The organism is Angustibacter sp. McL0619, assembly GCF_049994355.1.
Taxonomy (GTDB): Bacteria; Actinomycetota; Actinomycetes; order Actinomycetales; family Angustibacteraceae; genus Angustibacter.
Genome location: NZ_CP188257.1, coordinates 1,723,567 through 1,743,790, shown reverse-complemented (window position 1 = coordinate 1,743,790; position 20,224 = coordinate 1,723,567). Strand labels below are relative to the sequence as shown.

Genomic DNA, 20,224 nt, shown 5'->3' with positions numbered 1-20,224 from the left:
CGGGCATGGGTCCACGCTACGCAGGCGGGCGACGACCGGCAGGCACCCTGCGCCACCCGTGCGCGTGTCGCTCGGCCAGGCCGAGCAGCGCGAGCCGTCCCAGCGCGACCTGGACGGTCGCCGGCTCGAGACCGGACGCCACGCACAACCGGTCCAGAGGCCTGCCGGTCCGCACCGGCAGGGCGTCGACCACGCGGAGGGTGACGTCGTCCAAGCCGTCGAACGGGCCGGCGCCGCCCCGCGGCGGGTCGACCGCGTCGGCACCGATCCGGCCGACGAGGTCCGCGACCTCGGCCGCATCCGTGACCAGCACGGCCCGCCCCTCCCGGACCAGGGCGTGGCAACCCGCCGAGGAGGACGAGGTGACCGGCCCCGGCACGGCGCCGACGGGACGGCCGAGCGTGGCCGCCGCCCTCGCCGTGCTCAGAGCGCCGCTGCGCACGGCGGCCTCGACGACCACGGTGCCGCTGGTCATCGCGGCGATCAGCCGGTTGCGCTGCAGGAACCGGGACCGGGTGGGCGCGGAGCCAGGCGGCACCTCGCTGACCACCGCGCCGCTGCGCACGAGCTCGGCCATCAACGCGTCGTGGCCGCGGGGGTAGGCGCGGTCGACACCGCCGGCGACGACCGCGACGCTGGTCCCCGAGCCCAGGGCAGCGCGGTGCGCCGTCCCGTCGATCCCGTAGGCAAGCCCACTGACCACCGCGAAGCCGCGGCCCGCCAAGCCGCTGGACAGCTCACCGGCCACGTGCTCGCCGTACGCGGTGCTGGCCCGGGCACCGACGACCGAGACGGACCGGCGTGCCAGGTCAGCGAGCTCGACGGGACCACGCACCCACAGGCACGGAGGCGGCGCAGCGAGCTGGTTGAGGCCGGTCGGCCACTCGGCGTCGCCCGGCACCAAGACCCGACCACCAAGGCTCGCCAGTGCGCGCAGGTCGCGCGGCGGGTCGAGCTCAGGCAGCCGGGTCAGGTACCGCTGCATCCAGTCCACGTCCCGGGTGACGAGCGCCCGCAGCGCCTCCGTGGGCCCCACCTCGGCGAGCAGGCTCGCGACCTTGACGTCCCCAGGCTCGGCGAGCCGACTCCAGGCCGCCCGGGCCAGAGTCTCGTCGGCGGAGTCGAAGCGAAGGCTGTGCCGGCCGGGCATCAGGCGGCGACCCGGTGGTGTCGCAGCGCACTCGCCTGCAGGACGTCCGCCTCGATCGGGCGGTCGCGACCGGCGAGGTCCGCGTACGTCCAGGCGGCGCGCAGCACCCGGTCATAGCCGCGGACGGTCAGCGTGCCGCGTTCGATGCCCGAGTCGATCGAGGACGTGACAGCGGCCGGCAGCCGCCATGGGGCGCGTCGCAGCACGTGCCCGGGGACGTGCGCATTGATCCGCCAGGACGTGCCGGACCACCGTGCAGCCTGCGCCTCGCGCGCCGCCAGCACCCGCCCGGCCACCGTTCGTGAAGACTCCGGCAGCGGACCGCCGGACAGCGCGGCGCGGGTGACCGGCAGGACCTGCACCTGCAGGTCGACCCGGTCGAGCAGCGGGCCGGAGAGTCGGTGCAGGTAGCGACGGCGGGCCATCGGCGTGCACGTGCAGTCCAGCCCCTTGCCGGACGCGTTGCCGCAGGGACAGGGGTTGGCGGCCAGCACGAGCTGGAACCGAGCGGGGTAGCGGGCGTGCCCGGCCGCTCGGTGGATCACCAGCTCGCCGTCCTCCAAGGGCTGGCGGAGCGCATCCAGCACCCGCACGTCGAACTCTGGTGCCTCGTCCAGGAACAGCACGCCGTGGTGAGCGCGGGACGCGGCGCCCGGGCGCGGCACGCCCGCCCCGCCGCCGACCACGGCAGCCGGCGACGACGTGTGGTGCGGGTCGACGAACGGCGGCCGGCGGACCAGGCCGCTGCCGGCCGGCAGGGCACCCGCCAGGGAGTGCACCGCCGTCACCTCAAGGGCGCTGGTGCGGTCGAGGTCGGGCAACAGGCCAGGCAGCCTGGCCGCCAGCATCGTCTTGCCCGCACCGGGCGGACCGAGCAGCAGCAGGTGGTGACCACCGGCCGCGGCCACCTCGAGCGCCTGCCGCGCCTCGGTCTGACCGACGACGTCCACCAGGTCTAGCGGCTCCGGCGGCTCGACCGAAGCGGCTGGGCTGTCGGCCGCCTCGGGGACGAGCTCTTCAGCGACGTCCTGGCAGGGCTCCGGCTCGCCCCGGTAGTCCGCCACCAGGGCCGCCAGGCTGCGGGCACCGCGCACCTCGACATCCGAGACCAGTGCGGCCTCGTCGAGGTTCGGCTCGGGCACCACCACCCGACGGACACCGGCCCGGGCCGCGGCCAGCACCATCGGCAGCACACCGCGCACGGCCCGCACTCGGCCGTCCAGACCGAGCTCGCCGAGGTGCACCACGCCTTCGACCGCGCGGTGCGGGATCACGTCGCCTGCGGCGAGCACCGCGACGGCGACCGCGACGTCGAAGCTGGTGCCAGCCTTTCGCAGCGACGCCGGCGACAGGTTGACCGTGATCCTGCGCGCCGGCAACGTCACCCCGCTGTTGTGGCAGGCGGCTCGCACCCGGTCGCGGGCCTCCCCCAACGACGCATCCGGCAGACCGGTCAGGGTGAAGGCGGGCAGGCCGCTGGCGACATCTGCCTCGACGTCCACCACCAGGCCGTCGATCCCGGACAACGCCACGCACCGGGTTCGTCCGAGCGGCACTCAGGACACCGCCCTCAGGTGTTCGACGACGGCGCGCCCGGTCGGCGGCCGCAACACCGAGACGACGTCGATCCGCACCTGCGGCGGGTGCAGCCCAGACTCGGCCAGCCACCGGGCGGCCAGCCGGCGAAGCCGGGCCAGCTTGCGCGCGGTCACTGACTCGGCCGGATGCCCGCACACGTTGCTGCGCCTGGTCTTGACCTCGCAGACGACCAGGCAGCTGCCGTCGCGGGCCACGATGTCGATCTCACCCAGCTCACAGCGCCAGTTGCGGCACAGCACCTGGAAACCCTGCTCGACCAGATGCCGCGCGGCGACGTCCTCGCCGTACCTGCCCAACGTGTCCTTCGCGGCCAACGGAACCACCTCCGCGACCAAACCTGCCGTCCAGAAGCGCCCGTTCCCAGCGGCACCGGCCGACCTGTGGAGGATGGGACGAACCGTCGTCCACAGGGACGATGCGGCGCGCGACCCTCGCGCCGGCTGTGGACGTGCAGCCCGTCAGCTCACTCGCGCTGCACCAGGTAGAGGACGTTTCCGTCGGGATCGCGGAAGGAGAACATCGGCGGCACCCCCGGCCACCTCGAGATGTCGGCGTCCACGTCCGCACCGGCCGCCACCAGCGCGGAGTGGGCACGCTGCGCGTCGTCCGCGACCAGCCGGACCCCGGTGTCCACCCCGGCGGCGGCCGCGCCGTGCGCCGGTACCAGCGACAGGGACGCCTGCCCGCCCTCCGGAGCGACCTCCACCCAGCGTGCGCCGTCACCATAGGGTGCGTCCCGCCGGATCTCGAAGCCGAGCACCTCTGTGTAGAAGCTGACCGCCCGCTGCTGGTCCTCGACGTGCACCGCCACGACCGACACGTGCGTGATCCCTGCGGCGTTCTCGTCCATCGCCACTCCTTCGTCGAGGACAGTCTTCAGCTCAGCAGCCAGCCGTGCTCGTCGGCGATGCGGACTGCCTCGGCCCGGGTTCGCGCGCCAGTCTTGCCGATGGCCGCGGACAGGTGGTTGCGCACAGTCCCCTCGCTCAGGTGCACGGCCGCCGCGATGTCGGCGACCGTCCCGCCGTCCCGGGCCGCCTGCAGCACCTCGCCCTCGCGCCGGGTCAGCGGGCTGTCGCCCACAGCCAGCGTCTCGGCGGCCAGCGACGGGTCGACCACCCGCAGGCCGGCGTGCACGCGACGCACGGCGTCGGCCAGCTGCCGGGCCGGGGTGTCCTTGACCACGAAGCCGCTGGCCCCGGCCTCCATGGCCCGGCGCAGGTAACCGGGACGACCGAACGTCGTGACCACCAGCACTCGGCAGCGCGGGATCGCCGCGCGGAGCAACGCGGTCGCGGAGATCCCGTCCACCTCGCCCATCTCGACGTCGAGCAGCGCCACGTCGGGGCTGGTCCGCCGAGCGGCCGCGACCACCTCCTCCCCTGAGGAGACCTCCGCGACGACGTCCAGGTCGGGCTCCAGCCGCAGCAGGGCCGCCAGCGCGCCGCGCACCAGCGCCTGGTCGTCCGCGAGCAGCAGGCGGATCGGCTCGCTCACGCGGGGACCTCCACCCGCAGCACGAACCCGGGCAACCCGTCGGCACCCGCCGATCCGACGGACATCCGGGCGCCCAGCTGACCGGCCCGCTCACGCAGGCCTACCAACCCGTGGCCGCCCTGGGTACCCGCGAGACGTCCCGACCCGACCGAGCCGGGGTCGGCGCGCAGGTCCGAACGGTCCGGACAGGCGGGGCCGCACCCGTCGTCCCGCACCTCGACGGCTCGCGGCGAGAGCCGGACGACGCACCGCTCGGCCCGGCTGTGCCGGACCACGTTGGTGACGCCCTCGCGCACCGTCCAGGCGAACAGCTCACGCCAGGCGGCCGGAACGTCGTCCACCGATGAGGGCAGCTGGGCCTCGATGCCGGCAGCCTCGAGGGCCGTCCGTGCACCCGCCAGCTCGCCGGCCAGGGTGAGCCCACGCATTCCGCCGACCGTGGACCGGACGTCGGCCAGGGCCTCGCGAGCCAGCCGCTCGACGTCCCCGATCTCGGCCCGCGCCTGGGGTGCGCCCTCAACCTCGGCGAGCCGTCCGGCCAACTCCGCCTTGACCGTGATGACCGTGAGGCTGTGGCCGAGGATGTCGTGCAGGTCGCGCGACATCCGGGCCCGCTCGTCGGCGACCGCCAGCCGGGCGATCTCCTCGCGGGCGCGCATCAGGTCGGCGTTGCGAGCGATGACCTGGATGATCCCCCAGGCCGCGAAGCTCGCCACGATCACCTGGAAAGCGAAGAAGTTGTCCGCGCTCCACCCGTCGACGAGCCGTGGCACCACCTCGGACGCCACGGCCACCAGGGCCACCACGGCCGCACCGACCCGCCCCGGCAGTGCCATCACCGCGAGCACGGCGACGTAGATCGCGCCGCCGACCACGTCCTGGCCACCGGCCGGTGCCGCCAGGGCCAGCAGTGCGACCATCGCGACAAGGGTCAGCCACACCTTCGGCTCGGCGCCCGGTGCGCCGCGCCGGACGTCGCGCACCAGCAGCGCGCCGACCAGGAAGAGCATCGCGAAACCGACCAGCGCGAGAACGCCGACCACCCGCCACGGGCCATCGGACCTCAGGACGTCGGCGAGCGGCGAGACCAGGTAGACCAGCCAGACCCCGGCGAAGACCATCGGCCGGGCCCGACCGATGCCCGGCATGAAGCTCGCGGCCACCGCGGCCGCCTCGTTCGGTCGGGCTCGCGGCGTCTGCTCCGCCGCGCCAGTGCTCACGGACCTCACCGTAGAGGTCCGTGAGCCAGGCGCCAGCAGATCCCTCACACCCGTGCCGTGTCCCGCCGGAACCGCCAGGCCGCACCGCCGGCGAACACCGCGAACCAGAACACCACGTTGAGCACCGCGGAGATCTCCCAACCGTCCCCAGTCAGCGGTGCGCGGCACAGCTTGGCCAGGCCGTTCATCGGGGTGAACGCGGACAGTGTGGCGAACAGCGTGCCGTCCGAGAGCGGCACGAACAGGCCGCCGGCGAACGCCAGCAGGGCAAGCCCCGGGCCGAGGACCTGCATGACGTTCTCGCTCGGCAGCAGGTAGCCCATGAACAGCCCGAACGCCGCGAAGACCAACGAGCCCACCCAGGCGATCAGACCGCACTCGATCCAGGAGTGCAGCGGCATCTGCGCATGCTTGGCGTAGCCGACCGCGAAGACGACCACGACCGCGACCAGGCCCAGGACCATCGCGGTGGTCATCTTCATCGCGACGTACGCCAGCGGACGCAGCGGTGTCAGGCGCAGCTGACGGCTCCAGCCGACCGCTCGCTCGACCGAGACGCTGGCGCCGCCGCTGGTGCAGGCGAGCATGGCGCCGTACGCCGCCATGCTGACCATCACGTACGCGGTGACGTTGCCGACGCCGGCGGACTGGTTGCGGTAGTCGGCCCCGCCGCCGAAGGCGAGAAAGAACGCCGCCGGCATGATCAGGGTGAAGATGATCGTGCGTCGGTTGCGCAGCAGGCGGCGCATCTCCAGCCGCAGGTAGGTCGGGTTGAAGCCCGAGCGCGGCTTGCGGGCGTCGGTCAGGGTCGCGGTGCTCATGAGCCGTTCTCCTCGGTGGTGTCGCCGGTCAGGGCGATGAACGCGTCCTCGAGCCCGGTGGAGGCGATCTCCAGGTCGCGGGCGGCGGTGTGGGTGAGCAGGTGTCGGGCGATGGCGTCAGAGTCCTTGCCGCGCAGCAAAACCCGATCGCCGCGGCGCTCGGCCCGCTCGACCCCGGGCACTGCGGCCAGCTCGACCTCGGACACCCCGGAAAGGGTGGCGCTGACCACCCGCCCGGAGGCCAGGTTCTTGATCTGCGCGGACGTGCCGTCGGCGACCACGCGACCGTGCCGAACCAGCACGATCCGGTCGGCGTACGCGTCAGCCTCGTCCAGGTAGTGGGTAGCGAAAAGCACGGTGCGCCCGCGTGCGGCGTCGGCGCGGATGGCCGCCCAGAACTCGCGGCGTCCCTCGACGTCCATGCCGGTCGTGGGTTCGTCGAGCACCAGCAGGGACGGGTCGGGCAGCAGCGCGAGTGCGAACCGCAGCCGCTGCTGCTGACCACCCGAGCACTTGCCGACCATCCGGTCGCCGATGTCCGCGATGCCAGCCCGGGCCAGCACCTCCTCGACCGGCCGCGCCGACCGGAAGAGGGCGGCCATCATCTGCGCGGTCTCGCGCACCGTAACGTCCTTGAGCAGGCCGCCGGTCTGCATCACCGCGGCGATCTCACCGCGGGCGACGGCCTGGTGCGGCTCGAAGCCGAGCACCTGCACCGTCCCGCCGCTGGGGCGGGCCAGCCCGAGCATCATGTCGATCGTCGTGGTCTTGCCGGCGCCGTTAGGGCCGAGGAAGGCGACGATCTCGCCGCGTTCGACCGTCAGGTCGATCCCGTCGACCGCCCGGACGTCGCCGTAGCTCTTGCGCAGGTCGCGCAGCTGCAGCGCCGGGCTGCGGGTCGCCGACGCAAGGGCGCCGACCGTGGTGGTGTCGTTCTGCGTCATGGTCCAAGGTTGCCGCCTCGGCGGGGCGCGCGCCCCGGCGGCAGTCATGAGCGACCCATGACGGGTGTCACGACGGCTCAGGTGGTCGCGACCACCGGAGCAGGGCAGGGCGCGCTCTCGTCGAGCCGCTCCTGAACGGGCCGACGACGGTTGACCAGGACCGAGCCGGCGATCACCAAGGCGAAGCCGGCCAGCGTCCAGCCGGTCACCTGCTCGCCGAGCACGAGGGCACCGGCCAGAACGGCGACCGCCGGGTTCACGTAGGTGATGGTCGTCGCGCGGACCGGACCGATCTCGCCGACCAGCGCCACCAGCAGCAGGAACGCGGCGGCCGTGCAGATCAGCGCGAGGAGGAGGACCGACACCACGACCCGGGTGGAGGGCATCGTGCTGGGCAGGCCAGGCACCGCGAACGGCAGGTAGCCCAGGGCCGCAGCCGTGAGCGAGAGGGCCACCACACCCGGGCCGGGGACGTCGGAGAACCAGCGCGCCAGCAGGGCCGCGCCGAAGGCGTACCCGACCACCACCACGCCCATCTCGGCGACCGCGGACCACTGGCTGCCACCCACGTCGACGCCCACCAGCGGCGCGACGCCCGCGATGCCGACCAGCAGGCCGAGGGCCCCGAGGCGCCCCAGCGGCTCGTGCCGTCCGGTGACCATCGCGACCCCCACCCCGACCAGCGGGACGGCGGCCACCAGCAGTGCGGTCAGGGAGCTGGTGAGGTGCTGCTCGGCACGAGAGATCAGCAGCCACGGCACGGTGATCTCGACCGCGGTGAAGACGAGGAGCTTCGGCCAACGGCTCAGCACCGGCCGGACCCACCCACGGGCGATCGCCACGGGCAGCAGCAGCACCGCGGCCAGCGCGGTGCGGGCGAACACCAGGGTGAGCGGGCTGAGCTCCTCGACCGCGATCTTGATCAGCAGGTAGGGGATCCCCCAGGCGATCGACAGACCGGCGAACAGAAGCACCCCACGACGACTCATACCTTCATTGTCGGTGTTGCAGATCGTTCAGTCCATCTACAATCTGTTCATGTCAACGTTGAGTCGGGACTTCACGATTGATCTGCGTCGGCTGCGCGTGCTGCGCATGCTCGAGCAGCGCGGCACGGTGTCCGCTGCCGCGGCGGCACTCCATCTGACCCCGTCCGCGGTGTCCCAGCAGATCGCCGGGCTGGCCCGCGAGACCGGCGTGCAGCTGCTGGAGAAGCGCGGGCGCGGCGTCCGGTTGACCAGCCGCGCCCGACTTCTGCTGGAGCACGCGGCGGTGATCGAGCAGCAGCTGCAGGCTGCGCGCGCCGACCTGGCGACCTGGGACGCCGGGCAGGCCGGTCAGGTGAGCGTCGCATCCCTGTCCACGGGGATCAGCGCGATCGTGGCACCGGCGCTGAAGTCGCTGTGCCACAGCCATCCTGGGCTCTCGCTCACCGTCGAGGAGGCAGAGCCGCCCGGGCTTTTCACCATGCTCGACCTGGGCGACGTCGACGTCGCGGTCACGGTGCACCACCGGCCGAGCCCGCCGTCCACCGACCCCCGGTACCACCGCGTCGACCTGCTGGTTGACCCGCTCGACGCGGTGTTGCCGGCCGGCCATCTGCTGGCCGACCCGGCCGGCGTCCGGCTGATCGACCTGGCCGGCGAACGGTGGGTCGCGGGCTATCCGGGTGGGTCCTGCGCCCAGCTGACGGACGCCGTCTGCACGAACGCCGGATTCACCGCCGACGTCCGGCATCACGTCGGGGACTGGGTCGCACTGGGTGCGCTCGTCGCAGCGGGCGCGGGCGTGGCTCTGGTGCCGCGGCTGGCCCAGCCGCTGCCAGTCGACGGGCTGGCCGTCGTCCCGGTCCTCGGGTCACCGGCCTCGCGGCACTTCTACGCGGCGGTCCGAGCCGGCTCGCAGAACGACCCGGCGATCGCCCTGGTGCTGGACGGCCTGCGGTCCGCCGCGGACGACTGGACCGCCTCCACCTGCACCTTGTGACGCGCTATCGGGGTCTCACCACGCGCTGAGACCCCCACAACGCGTCACAAGTGGGGAGGGCGTGGCCGGTCAGCAGCCGACTAGGTGGCCCGACAGGTAGGCCTCGACCTGGTCCAGCCCGATCCGCTCCTGGGCCATCGAGTCGCGCTGGCGCACCGTCACGGCCTGGTCGTCGAGGGTGTCGAAGTCGACCGTGAGACAGAACGGCGTGCCGATCTCGTCCTGACGGCGGTAGCGGCGGCCAATGGCGCCGGCGTCGTCGAAGTCGATGTTCCAGTTGCGGCGCAGCGCCGTTGCGAGGTCGCGGGCCTTCGGCGACAGGTCGGCGTGCCGGGACAGCGGCAGCACTGCTGCCTTCACCGGGGCCAGGCGCGGGTCGAGCCGCAGCACGACGCGCTTGTCCACGCCGCCCTTCGCGTTGGGTGCCTCGTCCTCGGAGTAGGCGTCGAGCAGGAAGGCCATCATCGAGCGGCCGATCCCGGCTGCGGGCTCGATCACGTACGGCGTCCAGCGCTCGTTCTTGCCCTGGTCGAAGTACGACAGGTCGACGCCGGAGTGCTTGCTGTGCGTCGTCAGGTCGAAGTCGGTGCGGTTCGCGACGCCCTCGAGCTCGCCCCACTCCGAACCCTGGAAGTGGAAGCGGTACTCGATGTCCACCGTGCGGGTCGAGTAGTGCGAGAGCTTCTCCTTCGGGTGCTCGTAGTGGCGAAGGTTGTCCCGGTCGATGCCAAGGTCGACGTACCACTGGGTGCGCAGGTCGATCCAGGTCTGGTGCCACTCGGCGTCGGTGCCGGGCTCGACGAAGAACTCCATCTCCATCTGCTCGAACTCGCGGGTGCGGAAGATGAAGTTGCCCGGCGTGATCTCGTTGCGGAAGCTCTTGCCGGTCTGCGCGATCCCGAACGGCGGCTTCTTGCGGGCCGAGGTCATCACGTTGAGGAAGTTCAGGAAGATGCCCTGCGCGGTCTCGGGCCGCAGGTAGTGCAGGCCGGACTCGTCGTCCACCGGGCCGAGGTAGGTCTTCAGCAGGCCGTTGAAGGCGCGGGGCGGCGTCCAGGCCCCGCGGGTGCCGCAGTTCGGGCAGGCCACATCGGCCAGGTCGACGTCGTCCGGGTTCGCGATGCCCTTCTTGTCGGCCACCGCCTCCTGGAGGTGGTCGGCGCGGAACCTGCGGTGACAGCTCTGGCACTCGGTCAGCGGATCGGTGAACGTCTCGACGTGCCCACTGGCCACCCAGGTCTGGGTCGGCAGGATCACCGAGGAGTCCAGGCCCACCACGTCGTCGCGGCTGGTCACCATCGTGCGCCACCACTGCCGCTTGATGTTCTCTTTCAGCTCGACGCCGAGCGGGCCGTAGTCCCAGGCCGACTTCGTACCCCCGTAGATCTCGCCGCACGGGTAGACCAGGCCGCGCCGCTTGGCGAGGCTGACGACGGCGTCGATGCGGGACTCGGGCTTGGCGGCCACGGGCGGATCACTCCATCGAGGTTCGGGGACCGGCGCTCCCAGGCGGCGCGCGGTGATCAGCCAGGCTACCGGTCGCCGTGCCGGCCGGGCGATGCGGTTCCAGCACCGGGATCGCGGTCGCTCTCGTGCTCGCTCATGCCGTTCTCGTCGGCCTCCACCAGCGACTCGTACGCCGTCGGCTCGTCGATCGCGTGGTACATCACCGGCACCGCTCGCAGCTTCACGTCGTACGACGACAGCGCCCGTCGGTAGGACCCGGTGCTCTCCCACTCGGTCTGCAGCAACCAGCGCTGCGGGTCGTCGATCGAACGGCCCACGTGACCGCGTCGGCAGCCGGGCTGGGCGCGCAACGCGTCCAGCGCCTCGCGGGCTCGCTCGCGGAACGCCGGCTCGTCACCGGGCGGGACTCGGTATCGGGTGACCACCACGAGCGGCACGGCTGACCTCCCCGGACGACGGTTGCTGGCTCCTGGGAGGATGTCACGTCGTCCCACCCATCCGACCGACGGAGCCGAAGTGCCCACCTCAGGACCGCCCGCGAGCACGCCTGCGAACTCGAACCTGCGCGCCGCAGTGGCCCGGGCCAGTCACCCTGTGCTGTCCCGGATCTCCGCCCTGCCCCGAGTGGTGCCGTTCCTGGCGATGCTCGGCCTGCTGCTGGTCGGGCTGTTCGTGGGTGGCGTGATCGGCGGCGTGTGCACCGGGATCGTCGCGCTGTTCGTGGCCTGGCTGCTGTACCTGAGCTGGCCCCGGCTGACCACCAGCGAGCGCCTGGGCCGGCTGGCCGTGCTGCTGCTCGCGCTGGCCCTGTGCGTCGTGCAGTTCTTCCCCCGGAGCTGAGGTGCGCGAGAAGGTCACGTCCCAGGGAGATTGACAACCGTTCTCATCTCGACTGAGAATGATTGTCATGACGAAGCGCCGGACGCGAGCCATCGCAGGCGCCGCCCTGCTGGCCCTGGCCGGTGCCCTCGCCCTGTCCGGCTGCAGCAGCGAAGCGGCCGCTGACTCCTCCGACGCCGACGGACGCCTGCGGGTCACCGCGAGTTTCTACCCGCTGCAGTACATCGCCCAGCGGATCGGCGGGGACGCCGTCCGGGTCGCCTCGCTGACCCGACCGGGCGCCGAGCCGCACGACCTCGAGCTGACCCCGCGCGACGTCGCGCACCTGCAGGACTCCGACCTTGTCGTCTACCTCAGCGGCTTCCAGCCCGCGGTCGACGACGGCATCGTCGCGGCCGGACCACCCGCCACGTTCGACGCCGCCCCGTCGGCCGACCTCAACCTCACCTTCACTCCGGTCGAGCAGGGCCAGGCGAAGCGGAACGAGGCCGGCAGCACCGACCCGCACTTCTGGCTGGACCCGACCCGGCTCTCGTCCGTCGCCGCCGCGCTGGAAGCCGAGATGGCCAGGCTCAGGCCGGCCGATGCGGCCGACTTCGCGACCAACCTGGCCGCGCTGCGGGCCGAGCTGGACGCGCTGGACGCGGACTACCGCAAGGGTCTGTCCCAGTGTGCGAACCCGGACCTGGTGACCAGCCACAACGCCTTCGGCTACCTCGCCCAGCGCTACGGCCTGCGGCAGGTCCCCATCACCGGGTTGACCCCCGAGGCCGAGCCGCAGCCGCGCGAGCTCGCCGACGTCATCGACTTCGTGGAGGCGAACGACGTGCGCACCATCTACTACGAGACCCTGGTCAGCCCGGCGGTGGCCGACACCGTCGCCCGCGAGACCGGGGCCGCCGCCGCTGTCCTCGACCCGATCGAGGGGCTCACGGCGCAGTCGGCCGGGACCAGCTACTTCGAGGTCATGCGCGCCAACCTGGCGAGCCTGCGGCACGGGCAGCCGTGCCGATGACCAGCACGCCGGTCGTCCGGATGCGCGACGTCACCATCGGGTACGGCGACCGCCCGGTGGTCCGGGACGCCGACCTGACCGTCACCGACGGCGAGGTCGTCGCAGTCCTCGGTGCGAACGGCTCGGGCAAGACCACGCTGGTGCGCGGCCTGCTCGGGCTGGCGACGGTGATGCGCGGCGAGGTCGAGCTGCTCGGCAAGCCGCTGCGCACCCGGCGTGACCGCGCGGCCATCGGCTACGTCCCGCAGCGGCACACCGTCGGCGGGGCCATCGCCTCGACGGTCCGCGAGGTCGTCTCGTCCGGACGCCTGCCCCGACTCGGCCTGTTCGGCCGGCTCGGCGCGGTCGACCGAGCGGTGGTCACGGAGGCCATCGACGCCGTCCGGCTGGGCGGTTTCGCCGACACCAACATCGCCGAGCTGTCCGGCGGCCAGCAGCGCCGCGTGCTGATCGCGCGGGCGCTGGCCGCCGAGCCCGGCGTCCTGGTGATGGACGAGCCCACCGCTGGGGTCGACCAGGTCAGCCAGCAGGCCCTGGCCGACACCATCCGCCAGCTCGCCACCCGGGGCGTGCCGATGATCATCGTGACGCACGAGGTCGGGCCGCTGGCCGACACCCTGACCCGGGCCGTCGTCGTCTCGGACGGCCGGATCACCTACGACGGTCCCCCGCCGAGCCCCGTGCCGCACGCACCGCACTCGGCTGACCACCACCACCTGCCCGACCCGCACGCCGACGACCCGCGTCACCCGTCGGCCTGGATCGAGCACCCCCTGGGCGGTGCGTGATGGCTGTCCTGGAGCTGCTGCAGTACGACTTCATGCGGCGCGCCCTGCTGGCTGGCCTGCTGGTCGGGCTGGCCGCGCCTGTGGTCGGGATCTTCCTGGTTCAGCGCCGGCTCGCGCTGATCGGCGACGGCATGGGGCACGTCGCACTGGCCGGCGTCGCGATCGGCGTGGTCAGCGGCCGGGCACCGGTCTGGACGGCACTGGTGGCCGCGGTCGCGGCCGCGGTGGCGATCGAGCTGATCCGGGCACGCGGACGCACCAGCGGGGACGTCGCCCTCGCCGTGATGTTCTACGGCGGGATCGCGCTCGGCGTCGCGCTGATCTCCCGCTCGCCACAGGGCACACCAGCCAACCTCAACGCCTACCTCTTCGGCGCCATCACCACCACCAGCCCACGCGACGTGGTGACGTTCGCCGCTCTGGCGACGGTGGTCCTGGTGGTGACCGCCGTACTGGCGCCGCGGCTGTTCGCGGTGGCCAACGACCCCGAGTACGCGCGGGCCGTCGGCCTGCCGGTGCTCGGGCTGAACATGGTGCTGGCCATCTTGACCGCGGTGACCGTGGTGGTGTCGATGCGGGTGGTCGGACTGCTGCTGATCAGCGCGCTGATGATCGTGCCGAACGCTGTCGCCCAGCTGGTCTGCCGCAGCTTCCGCACCAGCCTGCTGCTGGCGGTCGTGGTGGGCGTCGCGGTCAGCCTGTGCGGGATCAGCGCGAGCTTCTACACCAGCACGCCGTCGGGAGCCACGATCGTGGTCCTGGCCGTGACGGTCTTCGCCTTCACCGCCGTGGCGGTCGGGCTGCGCGAACGCTGGGCCGGACGTCGGCACCGGGTCGCTGAGGGACAGCACGCCCACGAGCACGGCGAGAACTGCGGTCACCCCGCCGTCCTGCACGACGGGCACGTGGACTACCTCCACGGCGGGCACCTGCACGCAGCGCACGGCGGGCACTACGACGAGCACGGCAACAACCTCGCGCACGACCATCCGCACGACCATCCGCACGACCATCCGCACGACCATCCGCACGACCACGACGCGGCACCCGGAGCCCAGCCACAGGAGGCCGAGCGATGACCAGCACGACCCGACGGGCCACCAAACAGCGTGAGGCGGTGGAGTCCTACCTCGCGGACGGCACCACGTTCGTCAGCGCCCAGCAGATCTACGCGGGGCTGCGCGAGCAGGGCAGCACCATCGGGCTGGCCACCGTCTACCGCGCGCTGCAGGGAATGGTCGAGGACGAGGGCGTGGACGCCCTGCGCACCGACGACGGTGAGGTCGTCTACCGGCGGTGCCGCTCCGGCTCGCATCACCACCACCTGGTCTGCCGCGAGTGCGGTCGGACCGTCGAGGTCGAGGGTCCGGCCGTCGAGCAGTGGGCCGACGCCGTCGCCGGCCAGCATGGGTTCCGCGACATCAGCCACACCCTGGAGCTGTTTGGCACCTGCAACCGCCACTGACCCGCCAGCCCACGCCTTGGCGCGAATCCCTTACAGCGCAGGGGGGTCAGGGACGTCGACCGCACCACCGTAGCGGCGCTCGCGGCTGGCGTAGGTCTCGATGGCCCGCCACAGGTCCAGCCGGTCGACGTCCGGCCACAGCACGTCGTCGAACACCATCTCGGCGTAGGCCGACTGCCAGAGCAGGAAGTTCGACGTCCGCTGCTCGCCCGACGAGCGCCAGAACAGGTCGACGTCCGGCATCGTCGGCTCGTCCAGGTAGCGGGCCAGCACCTTCTCGTCGATGCGGTCGGCCGACACCCGACCGGCCTGCACGTCCAGCGCCAGGGCCCGCGCGGCGTCCGCGATCTCGGCCCGTCCGCCGTAGTTCACGCACATCGTCAGGGTCAGCACGGTGTTGTCGCGGGTCAGCTCCTCGGCCGCCTCGAGCTCGCGGATCACGCTGCGCCACAACCGAGGTCGCCGTCCGGCCCACCGGACCCGCACCCCCCAGGCGTGCATCTCGTCACGGCGGCGACGGATCACGTCGCGGTTGAAGCCCATCAGGTACCGCACCTCGTCCGGCGAGCGACGCCAGTTCTCGGTGGAGAAGGCGTACGCCGACAGGTGGGTCACGCCGACCTCGATCGCGCCGGCGACGACGTCCAGCAGCACGGCCTCACCGCGGGCGTGACCCTCGGTGCGGGGCAGACCGCGGGCGTTGGCCCACCGTCCGTTGCCGTCCATCACGACGGCGACGTGCTTGGGCACCAGCTCGGCCGGTAGGCCGGGCGGCCGGGCCCCCGAGTGGTGCGCCGGTGGCGGCACCGGCTCCGCTCGGACGGCGGACGACGCCCGCCGGTCCGCCCGGCGCGCCCTCACGCCCGCTCCACGAGCCGCAGCGAACGGACGCCGCGCTCGAGGTGCCACTGCAGGTAGGCCGCCACCAGGCCGCTGCCCTCGCGGCGGTGCCGCGGGTCGCTGGCGTCCGCGACCTCCCAGTCGCCAGCCAGCAGGGCAGCGAGCAGCTCGAGCGTGGCCAGCGCCGGCGCGACCGATCCAGCCGGACGGCAGGTCGGGCAGACCGAGCCGCCGGAAGCGACGGCGAACGCCCGATGGGGGCCCGGAGCCCCGCATCGCGAGCAGTCGACGAACGACGGCGCCCACCCGGCCACCGACAGCGAGCGCAGCAGATAGGCGTCGAGCACAAGCGACGGATCGTGCGACCGCTCGGCCAGCGTGCGCAGCCCGCCGGCCAGCAGCAGGAACTGCTGCACCGCCGGCTCGCGCTCCTCGGTCAGCCGGTCGGCCGTCTCCAGCATCGCCGAGCCCGCCGTGTAGCTCGGGTAGTCGGCGACGAGCCGCTCGCCGTAGGGCGCGATGGTCTCGGCCTGGGTCACCGTGTCGAGATTGCGGCCCTGGTAGAGCTGTACGTCGGTCATCATGAACGGCTCGAGCCGGGCGCCGAACCGGCTGCGGGTGCGCCGGACCCCCTTGGCCACCGCGCGCACCTTGCCCCGCTCGCGGGTGAGCAGCGTGACGATCCGATCGGCCTCGCCCAGGGAGTGGGTGCGCAGGACGATCGCCTCGTCGCGGTACAGGCTCACCGGATGATTGTGCTACGCCGCACCGACAAGTCCGGCGCCGCCACGCAGCCGGGTGGGCCTCAGTACACGGCGACCCGGTTGCGGCCGGACTCCTTGGCCGCGTACAGGGCGGCGTCCGCGTCCTTCAGGACCCGGTCGGTGGACGCCTCCGACGCGGCAACGCCCACCGAGACGCTGACGGCGAGGCCGGGACGCAGGTCCTCCCAGTGCTCGCGGTACACCGCGGCGCGCACCCGCTCCCCGACCGCGGCCGCCTCCACCGCGGCCGTGGCCGGCAGCAGCACCACGAACTCGTCACCGCCGAACCGGACGACGACGTCGTGAGAACGGCAGTGCGCGCGCAGGATGTCCGCGATCCGGCGCAGCACCTCGTCACCCACCGAGTGCGAGAAGCGGTCGTTGACGACCTTGAACAGGTCGATGTCCACGAACAGCGCCGCACCACCGAGGGACTGGGCGATCCCGACGTCCAGCATCCGGCGGTTGCCCAGCCCGGTGAGCGGGTCGATCATCGCGTCGCGACCGAGCTGGGAGGCCTCGGCGGCCAGCGCACGCAGGCTGATCCGGTCACGCATCGCGAAGAAGCGGCTCTCCCGCTCGATCCACAGCCGCTGGGCCGCGACCTGTGTGCTCTGCGCGTAGTACTGGGTGGACGGGTGCTCGCCGTGCTCGGCCACCTCGACCTCGGCCATGGTCGCCAGGGTGGCCAGCTCCCAGACCACCCGGTCGGCCACCCGGACGCTGTCCAGCACCTCACGGAGCACGTCGCGGGCCGGGTCGTACCGCCCTCGCTCGAGCAGGCAGAGCGCCCGACCGAGGCAGCTGATCTGCACCTCCGGCAGCTCCGGCCGCATCTCGAACCGCGCGGCGGCCTGCATGAGCCGCACCTCGGCGAGCTCGGTCTCGCCCAGCTGCAGCTGTGCGTATCCCTCGACCAGCTCGGCCCGGGCGTGCATCTCGTCGTCACTGCCGGCGGTCATCTGCATCATCTGCAGCGCCACCTCGGCGCTGCGGACGAAGTGCTGGTACGCCTGCCCGTCGCGACCGTCCAGCAGCAGTGCGGTGCCCCAGGTGGCGTGCAGCACGGAGTACTCCTGCAGCACCAGCACCTTGGCGATCCGGGTCGCCGCCAGCGGCCCCCGCACCGCCGGAGACGACAGGCACAGCCGGAACAGGTCGTCTGCCGGGGTGAACAGCTGGGCGTGGCTCAGGGTGGCCGCGACGGCCATGGTCGCGCTGAGCTGGTTGTAGACCTTCGGCGGGTCGTGCTCGACGAGGCTGAACGCCTCGGCCAGCGCGTCGACGGCCGCCGACGCCCGTCCCAGCCGCAGGCCGGCGTCGCCGAGCAGCGACAGTGCCTTGGCCCGCCAGGCCGAGTCCCACGGCTCGACCACCGACAGCAGGTCGTGCGCCGCCACGATCGCGTCGTCCCAGCGACGCTGCTCGATCAACGCCACGCCGCACGTGTAGTGCAGGAACCGCAGGGTGCGCAGGTCGCCGGCGCCGCGGGCGACCGGGATCGCCTCGCGCGCAGCCTGCACGGCGCGTTCGGAGAACCCGTCCAGGTAGAACTCATGGGCCCAGTCGGACAACAGGTCGAGCGGACCGAACTCGCTGCACACCACAACGACGCCGTCTACCGAACCCACCGCCCGCCTGCCTCGACCTGCCCGGTTGCCCCCGGTGTGCTCAGTCTGCCGGTTGCGGACGCGGATCGCCGGGCATCTGCGGAACTAGGCGGGCGCGTCGTCCTGACCGGCGTCGGCGCTGTCGCGCACCCAGCGGTTCACGGCTGACACGACCGCCTTGAGCGAGGCGGTGACGATGTTCGCGTCGATGCCGACGCCCCACAGAACGCGCCCCTCGATCGCGCACTCGACGTAGGCGGCAGCGGTGGCGTCGCCGCCCGCGCTCATGGCGTGCTCGTGGTAGTCCAGCACCCGGACGTCGACGCCGCGGTCGGCCAGCGCCTGGGTGAACGCGGCGATCGGGCCGTTGCCCTGCCCCTGCAGGGACACGACCTCGCCGCCGTCGGCCAGCTCGACGGCGAGCTGGTCCAGACCGTCCTGGGACGTCGAGAGCCTCGTGCCGCGCAGCGTGAACCGCCCCCAGGGGCGGTCGGGCAGCGGGAGGTACTCGTTGCTGAACGCGGTCCACAGCGCGGCCGCGGACACCTCGCCACCCTCGTCGTCGGTGTGCCGCTGGACGACTCCGCTGAACTCGATCTGCAGTCGTCTCGGCAGGTCCAGCTGGTGCTCGGACTTCAGCAGGTAGGCGACGCCACCCTTGCCGGACTGGCTGTTCACCCGGATCACGGCCTCGTAGGTGCGGCCGACGTCCTTCGGGTCGATGGGTAGGTACGGCACGGCCCAGACGAGCTCGTCGACGTCCAGGCCCTGCTCCGCGGCGTCCTTCTCGAGCGCCTCCAGGCCCTTCTTGATGGCGTCTTGGTGCGAGCCGGAGAACGCGGTGTAGACCAGGTCGCCGCCGTACGGATGCCGCTCCGGCACCGGCAGCTGGTTGCAGTACTCGACGGTGCGGCGCACGTCGTCGATGTCGCCGAAGTCGATCTGGGGGTCGATGCCCTGGCTGAACAGGTTGAGCCCGAGGGTGACCAGGCAGACGTTGCCGGTGCGCTCGCCGTTGCCGAACAGGCAGCCCTCGATGCGGTCGGCGCCGGCCAGGTAGGCGAGCTCGGCGGCCGCGACGCCGGTGCCCCGGTCGTTGTGCGGGTGCAGGCTCAGCACGACGCTGTCGCGGCGCGGCAGATGCCGGTTCATCCACTCGATCGAGTCGGCGTAGACGTTCGGGGAGGCCATCTCGACGGTGGCCGGCAGGTTGATGATCAGCGGGCGGTCCGGCGTCGGGTCGATGACGTCGATGACCTTGCCGCACACCTCGACCGCGTACTCCAGCTCGGTACCGGTGTAGGACTCCGGCGAGTACTCGTAGTGGATCTCCGTGTCTGGGGTGATCATCTCGGCGTACTTCTTGGCCAGGCTGGCGCCCTGGGTGGCGATGTCGGTGATGCCGTCGCGGTCCAGACCGAAGACGACCCGGCGCTGCAGGGTCGACGTCGAGTTGTAGAAGTGCACGATGGCCTGCTTAGCGCCGACCAGGGACTCGAAGGTGCGCTCGATCAGGTGCTCGCGGCACTGGGTCAGCACCTGGATCATCACGTCGTCGGGGATGTACTCACCCTCGACCAGCTGGCGGACGAAGTCGAAGTCGGTCTGGCTGGCGCTGGGGAAGCCGACCTCGATCTCCTTGTAGCCCATGCGCACCAGCAGCTGGAACATCGCCAGCTTGCGGGCCGGGCTCATCGGGTCGATCAGCGCCTGGTTGCCGTCACGCAGGTCGACCGCGCACCAGCGGGGGGCGTGGTCGACCGTCTTGTCCGGCCAGGTGCGGTCGGGCAGCTCGACCGTGAAGGTCTCGTAGTAGGGCCGGTACTTGTGGACCGGCATCACCGACGGCTGCTGCGGCGTGGTCGCCCAGCGCTCAGTGGTCTCGTGCGTCATCGGGTGGCCTTCGTCTCTGCGAGGAGGTGTGACCGGCACGCCAAGAACCCGCGGCGAGGGGCCGGCCTGCTACGAAGCCCCGCCGCGGCGACCAAGGAGGAGGCTCGTCGTCCGCACCCGGATACCGTACGCCCGGGCGCCGGACGTCGTCCACGCCCTGGTCATCCGGTCCCACATCCCGGACCCTCCCCCCGTCTCCACCCCCCGCTCCTCGCTGACGCTTCCGCCGTTGATCACGTTAGGTGTGCGAACACCTGCTTCTCGAGGGGTCTTCGCCTCGAGAAGCAGGTCTTCGCCCACTTAACGTGATCAACTTCAACGCCGC

At 72.2% G+C, this 20,224-nt stretch carries 21 protein-coding genes; 6 read left to right on the top strand and 15 right to left on the bottom strand.

Annotation, left to right across the window (positions count from 1 at the left end):
• Positions 1 to 16: 16 nt before the first annotated feature.
• From dprA to ACPPVT_RS08010, 9 genes are all read right to left on the bottom strand, one after another.
• Positions 17 to 1,150 (bottom strand): DNA-processing protein DprA, encoded by a 1,134-nt coding sequence (gene dprA / locus ACPPVT_RS08050; RefSeq protein ID WP_426566487.1) that lies wholly within the window; start codon positions 1,148 to 1,150, stop codon positions 17 to 19.
• Positions 1,150 to 2,706 (bottom strand): YifB family Mg chelatase-like AAA ATPase, encoded by a 1,557-nt coding sequence (locus ACPPVT_RS08045; RefSeq protein WP_426566486.1) that lies wholly within the window; start codon positions 2,704 to 2,706, stop codon positions 1,150 to 1,152. Before ACPPVT_RS08045 ends, dprA begins: the two co-directional genes overlap by 1 nt.
• Positions 2,707 to 3,063 (bottom strand): YraN family protein, encoded by a 357-nt coding sequence (locus tag ACPPVT_RS08040; protein ID WP_426566485.1) that lies wholly within the window; start codon positions 3,061 to 3,063, stop codon positions 2,707 to 2,709.
• A 149-nt stretch (positions 3,064 to 3,212) separates the two neighbouring features.
• Positions 3,213 to 3,599, bottom strand: coding sequence for a VOC family protein (locus tag ACPPVT_RS08035; protein ID WP_426566484.1), 387 nt, complete (start codon positions 3,597 to 3,599; stop codon positions 3,213 to 3,215).
• Positions 3,600 to 3,625: 26 nt separating this feature from the next.
• A complete protein-coding gene (locus ACPPVT_RS08030; protein ID WP_426566483.1) occupies positions 3,626 to 4,246 on the bottom strand; it encodes a response regulator transcription factor in 621 nt (206 codons plus the stop codon).
• Positions 4,243 to 5,466 (bottom strand): sensor histidine kinase, encoded by a 1,224-nt coding sequence (locus tag ACPPVT_RS08025; RefSeq protein ID WP_426566482.1) that lies wholly within the window; start codon positions 5,464 to 5,466, stop codon positions 4,243 to 4,245. The genes ACPPVT_RS08030 and ACPPVT_RS08025 overlap by 4 nt, the downstream gene beginning before the upstream one ends.
• 44 nt (positions 5,467 to 5,510) lie before the next feature.
• Positions 5,511 to 6,287, bottom strand: coding sequence for an ABC transporter permease (locus tag ACPPVT_RS08020; RefSeq protein ID WP_426566481.1), 777 nt, complete (start codon positions 6,285 to 6,287; stop codon positions 5,511 to 5,513).
• On the bottom strand, positions 6,284 to 7,231 hold the full coding sequence (locus ACPPVT_RS08015; protein ID WP_426566480.1) for an ABC transporter ATP-binding protein: 948 nt from the start codon (positions 7,229 to 7,231) through the stop codon (positions 6,284 to 6,286). The genes ACPPVT_RS08020 and ACPPVT_RS08015 overlap by 4 nt, the downstream gene beginning before the upstream one ends.
• Positions 7,232 to 7,308: 77 nt before the next feature.
• The gene (locus ACPPVT_RS08010) at positions 7,309 to 8,220 is read right to left on the bottom strand and encodes a DMT family transporter (protein WP_426566479.1); all 912 of its coding nucleotides are present in this window, start codon (positions 8,218 to 8,220) and stop codon (positions 7,309 to 7,311) included.
• Between the two features lie 49 nt (positions 8,221 to 8,269).
• On the opposite strand from ACPPVT_RS08010, the gene ACPPVT_RS08005 reads away from it, so the two are divergent.
• Positions 8,270 to 9,217, top strand: a complete 948-nt coding sequence (locus ACPPVT_RS08005) for a LysR family transcriptional regulator (protein ID WP_426566478.1) — start codon at positions 8,270 to 8,272, stop codon at positions 9,215 to 9,217.
• A gap of 69 nt (positions 9,218 to 9,286) precedes the next feature.
• Here ACPPVT_RS08005 and ACPPVT_RS08000 read toward each other — a convergent pair whose 3' ends face one another.
• Positions 9,287 to 10,684, bottom strand: coding sequence for a glycine--tRNA ligase (locus ACPPVT_RS08000; RefSeq protein WP_426566477.1), 1,398 nt, complete (start codon positions 10,682 to 10,684; stop codon positions 9,287 to 9,289).
• Between the two features lie 65 nt (positions 10,685 to 10,749).
• On the bottom strand, positions 10,750 to 11,121 hold the full coding sequence (locus ACPPVT_RS07995; RefSeq protein ID WP_426566476.1) for an antibiotic biosynthesis monooxygenase family protein: 372 nt from the start codon (positions 11,119 to 11,121) through the stop codon (positions 10,750 to 10,752).
• Between the two features lie 79 nt (positions 11,122 to 11,200).
• Between ACPPVT_RS07995 and ACPPVT_RS07990 the strand changes: the two genes are divergently transcribed.
• From ACPPVT_RS07990 to ACPPVT_RS07970, 5 genes are all read left to right on the top strand, one after another.
• Positions 11,201 to 11,524 (top strand): DUF6703 family protein, encoded by a 324-nt coding sequence (locus tag ACPPVT_RS07990; RefSeq protein WP_426566475.1) that lies wholly within the window; start codon positions 11,201 to 11,203, stop codon positions 11,522 to 11,524.
• A 67-nt stretch (positions 11,525 to 11,591) separates the two neighbouring features.
• The gene (locus tag ACPPVT_RS07985) at positions 11,592 to 12,539 is read left to right on the top strand and encodes a metal ABC transporter substrate-binding protein (protein ID WP_426566474.1); all 948 of its coding nucleotides are present in this window, start codon (positions 11,592 to 11,594) and stop codon (positions 12,537 to 12,539) included.
• Positions 12,536 to 13,327: a metal ABC transporter ATP-binding protein gene (locus tag ACPPVT_RS07980; protein ID WP_426566473.1), complete on the top strand. Its 792-nt coding sequence runs from the start codon at positions 12,536 to 12,538 to the stop codon at positions 13,325 to 13,327. The genes ACPPVT_RS07985 and ACPPVT_RS07980 overlap by 4 nt, the downstream gene beginning before the upstream one ends.
• Entirely contained in the window at positions 13,327 to 14,406 is a 1,080-nt protein-coding gene (locus ACPPVT_RS07975) for a metal ABC transporter permease (RefSeq protein ID WP_426566472.1), read from the top strand. The genes ACPPVT_RS07980 and ACPPVT_RS07975 overlap by 1 nt, the downstream gene beginning before the upstream one ends.
• Positions 14,403 to 14,792, top strand: a complete 390-nt coding sequence (locus ACPPVT_RS07970) for a Fur family transcriptional regulator (RefSeq protein ID WP_426566471.1) — start codon at positions 14,403 to 14,405, stop codon at positions 14,790 to 14,792. Before ACPPVT_RS07975 ends, ACPPVT_RS07970 begins: the two co-directional genes overlap by 4 nt.
• Positions 14,793 to 14,822: 30 nt before the next feature.
• Here the strand turns inward: ACPPVT_RS07970 and ACPPVT_RS07965 are convergent, their stop codons facing one another.
• The 4 genes from ACPPVT_RS07965 to leuA all read right to left on the bottom strand — a co-directional run bounded on the left by ACPPVT_RS07965 (position 14,823) and on the right by leuA (position 19,899).
• Positions 14,823 to 15,653: an isoprenyl transferase gene (locus ACPPVT_RS07965; protein ID WP_426566470.1), complete on the bottom strand. Its 831-nt coding sequence runs from the start codon at positions 15,651 to 15,653 to the stop codon at positions 14,823 to 14,825.
• Positions 15,650 to 16,378 (bottom strand): DNA repair protein RecO, encoded by a 729-nt coding sequence (recO, locus tag ACPPVT_RS07960; protein ID WP_426566469.1) that lies wholly within the window; start codon positions 16,376 to 16,378, stop codon positions 15,650 to 15,652. Before recO ends, ACPPVT_RS07965 begins: the two co-directional genes overlap by 4 nt.
• Positions 16,379 to 16,437: 59 nt before the next feature.
• The gene (locus ACPPVT_RS07955) at positions 16,438 to 18,027 is read right to left on the bottom strand and encodes a diguanylate cyclase (RefSeq protein ID WP_426566468.1); all 1,590 of its coding nucleotides are present in this window, start codon (positions 18,025 to 18,027) and stop codon (positions 16,438 to 16,440) included.
• 84 nt (positions 18,028 to 18,111) lie between these two features.
• Positions 18,112 to 19,899 (bottom strand): 2-isopropylmalate synthase, encoded by a 1,788-nt coding sequence (gene leuA, locus ACPPVT_RS07950; RefSeq protein WP_426566467.1) that lies wholly within the window; start codon positions 19,897 to 19,899, stop codon positions 18,112 to 18,114.
• Between the last annotated feature and the right edge of the window lie 325 nt (positions 19,900 to 20,224).

Bases quoted from the DNA above. Each gene is read 5' to 3' on its own strand.
- dprA (WP_426566487.1), bottom strand. From the start codon at position 1,150: ATGCCCGGCCGGCACAGCCTTCGCTTCGACTCCGCCGACGAGACTCTG.
- ACPPVT_RS08035 (WP_426566484.1), bottom strand. From the start codon at position 3,599: ATGGACGAGAACGCCGCAGGGATCACGCACGTGTCGGTCGTGGCGGTG.
- ACPPVT_RS08020 (WP_426566481.1), bottom strand. From the start codon at position 6,287: ATGAGCACCGCGACCCTGACCGACGCCCGCAAGCCGCGCTCGGGCTTC.
- ACPPVT_RS08015 (WP_426566480.1), bottom strand. From the start codon at position 7,231: ATGACGCAGAACGACACCACCACGGTCGGCGCCCTTGCGTCGGCGACC.
- ACPPVT_RS08010 (WP_426566479.1), bottom strand. From the start codon at position 8,220: ATGAGTCGTCGTGGGGTGCTTCTGTTCGCCGGTCTGTCGATCGCCTGG.
- ACPPVT_RS08005 (WP_426566478.1), top strand. From the start codon at position 8,270: ATGTCAACGTTGAGTCGGGACTTCACGATTGATCTGCGTCGGCTGCGC.
- ACPPVT_RS07985 (WP_426566474.1), top strand. From the start codon at position 11,592: ATGACGAAGCGCCGGACGCGAGCCATCGCAGGCGCCGCCCTGCTGGCC.
- ACPPVT_RS07980 (WP_426566473.1), top strand. From the start codon at position 12,536: ATGACCAGCACGCCGGTCGTCCGGATGCGCGACGTCACCATCGGGTAC.
- ACPPVT_RS07975 (WP_426566472.1), top strand. From the start codon at position 13,327: ATGGCTGTCCTGGAGCTGCTGCAGTACGACTTCATGCGGCGCGCCCTG.
- ACPPVT_RS07970 (WP_426566471.1), top strand. From the start codon at position 14,403: ATGACCAGCACGACCCGACGGGCCACCAAACAGCGTGAGGCGGTGGAG.
- leuA (WP_426566467.1), bottom strand. From the start codon at position 19,899: ATGACGCACGAGACCACTGAGCGCTGGGCGACCACGCCGCAGCAGCCG.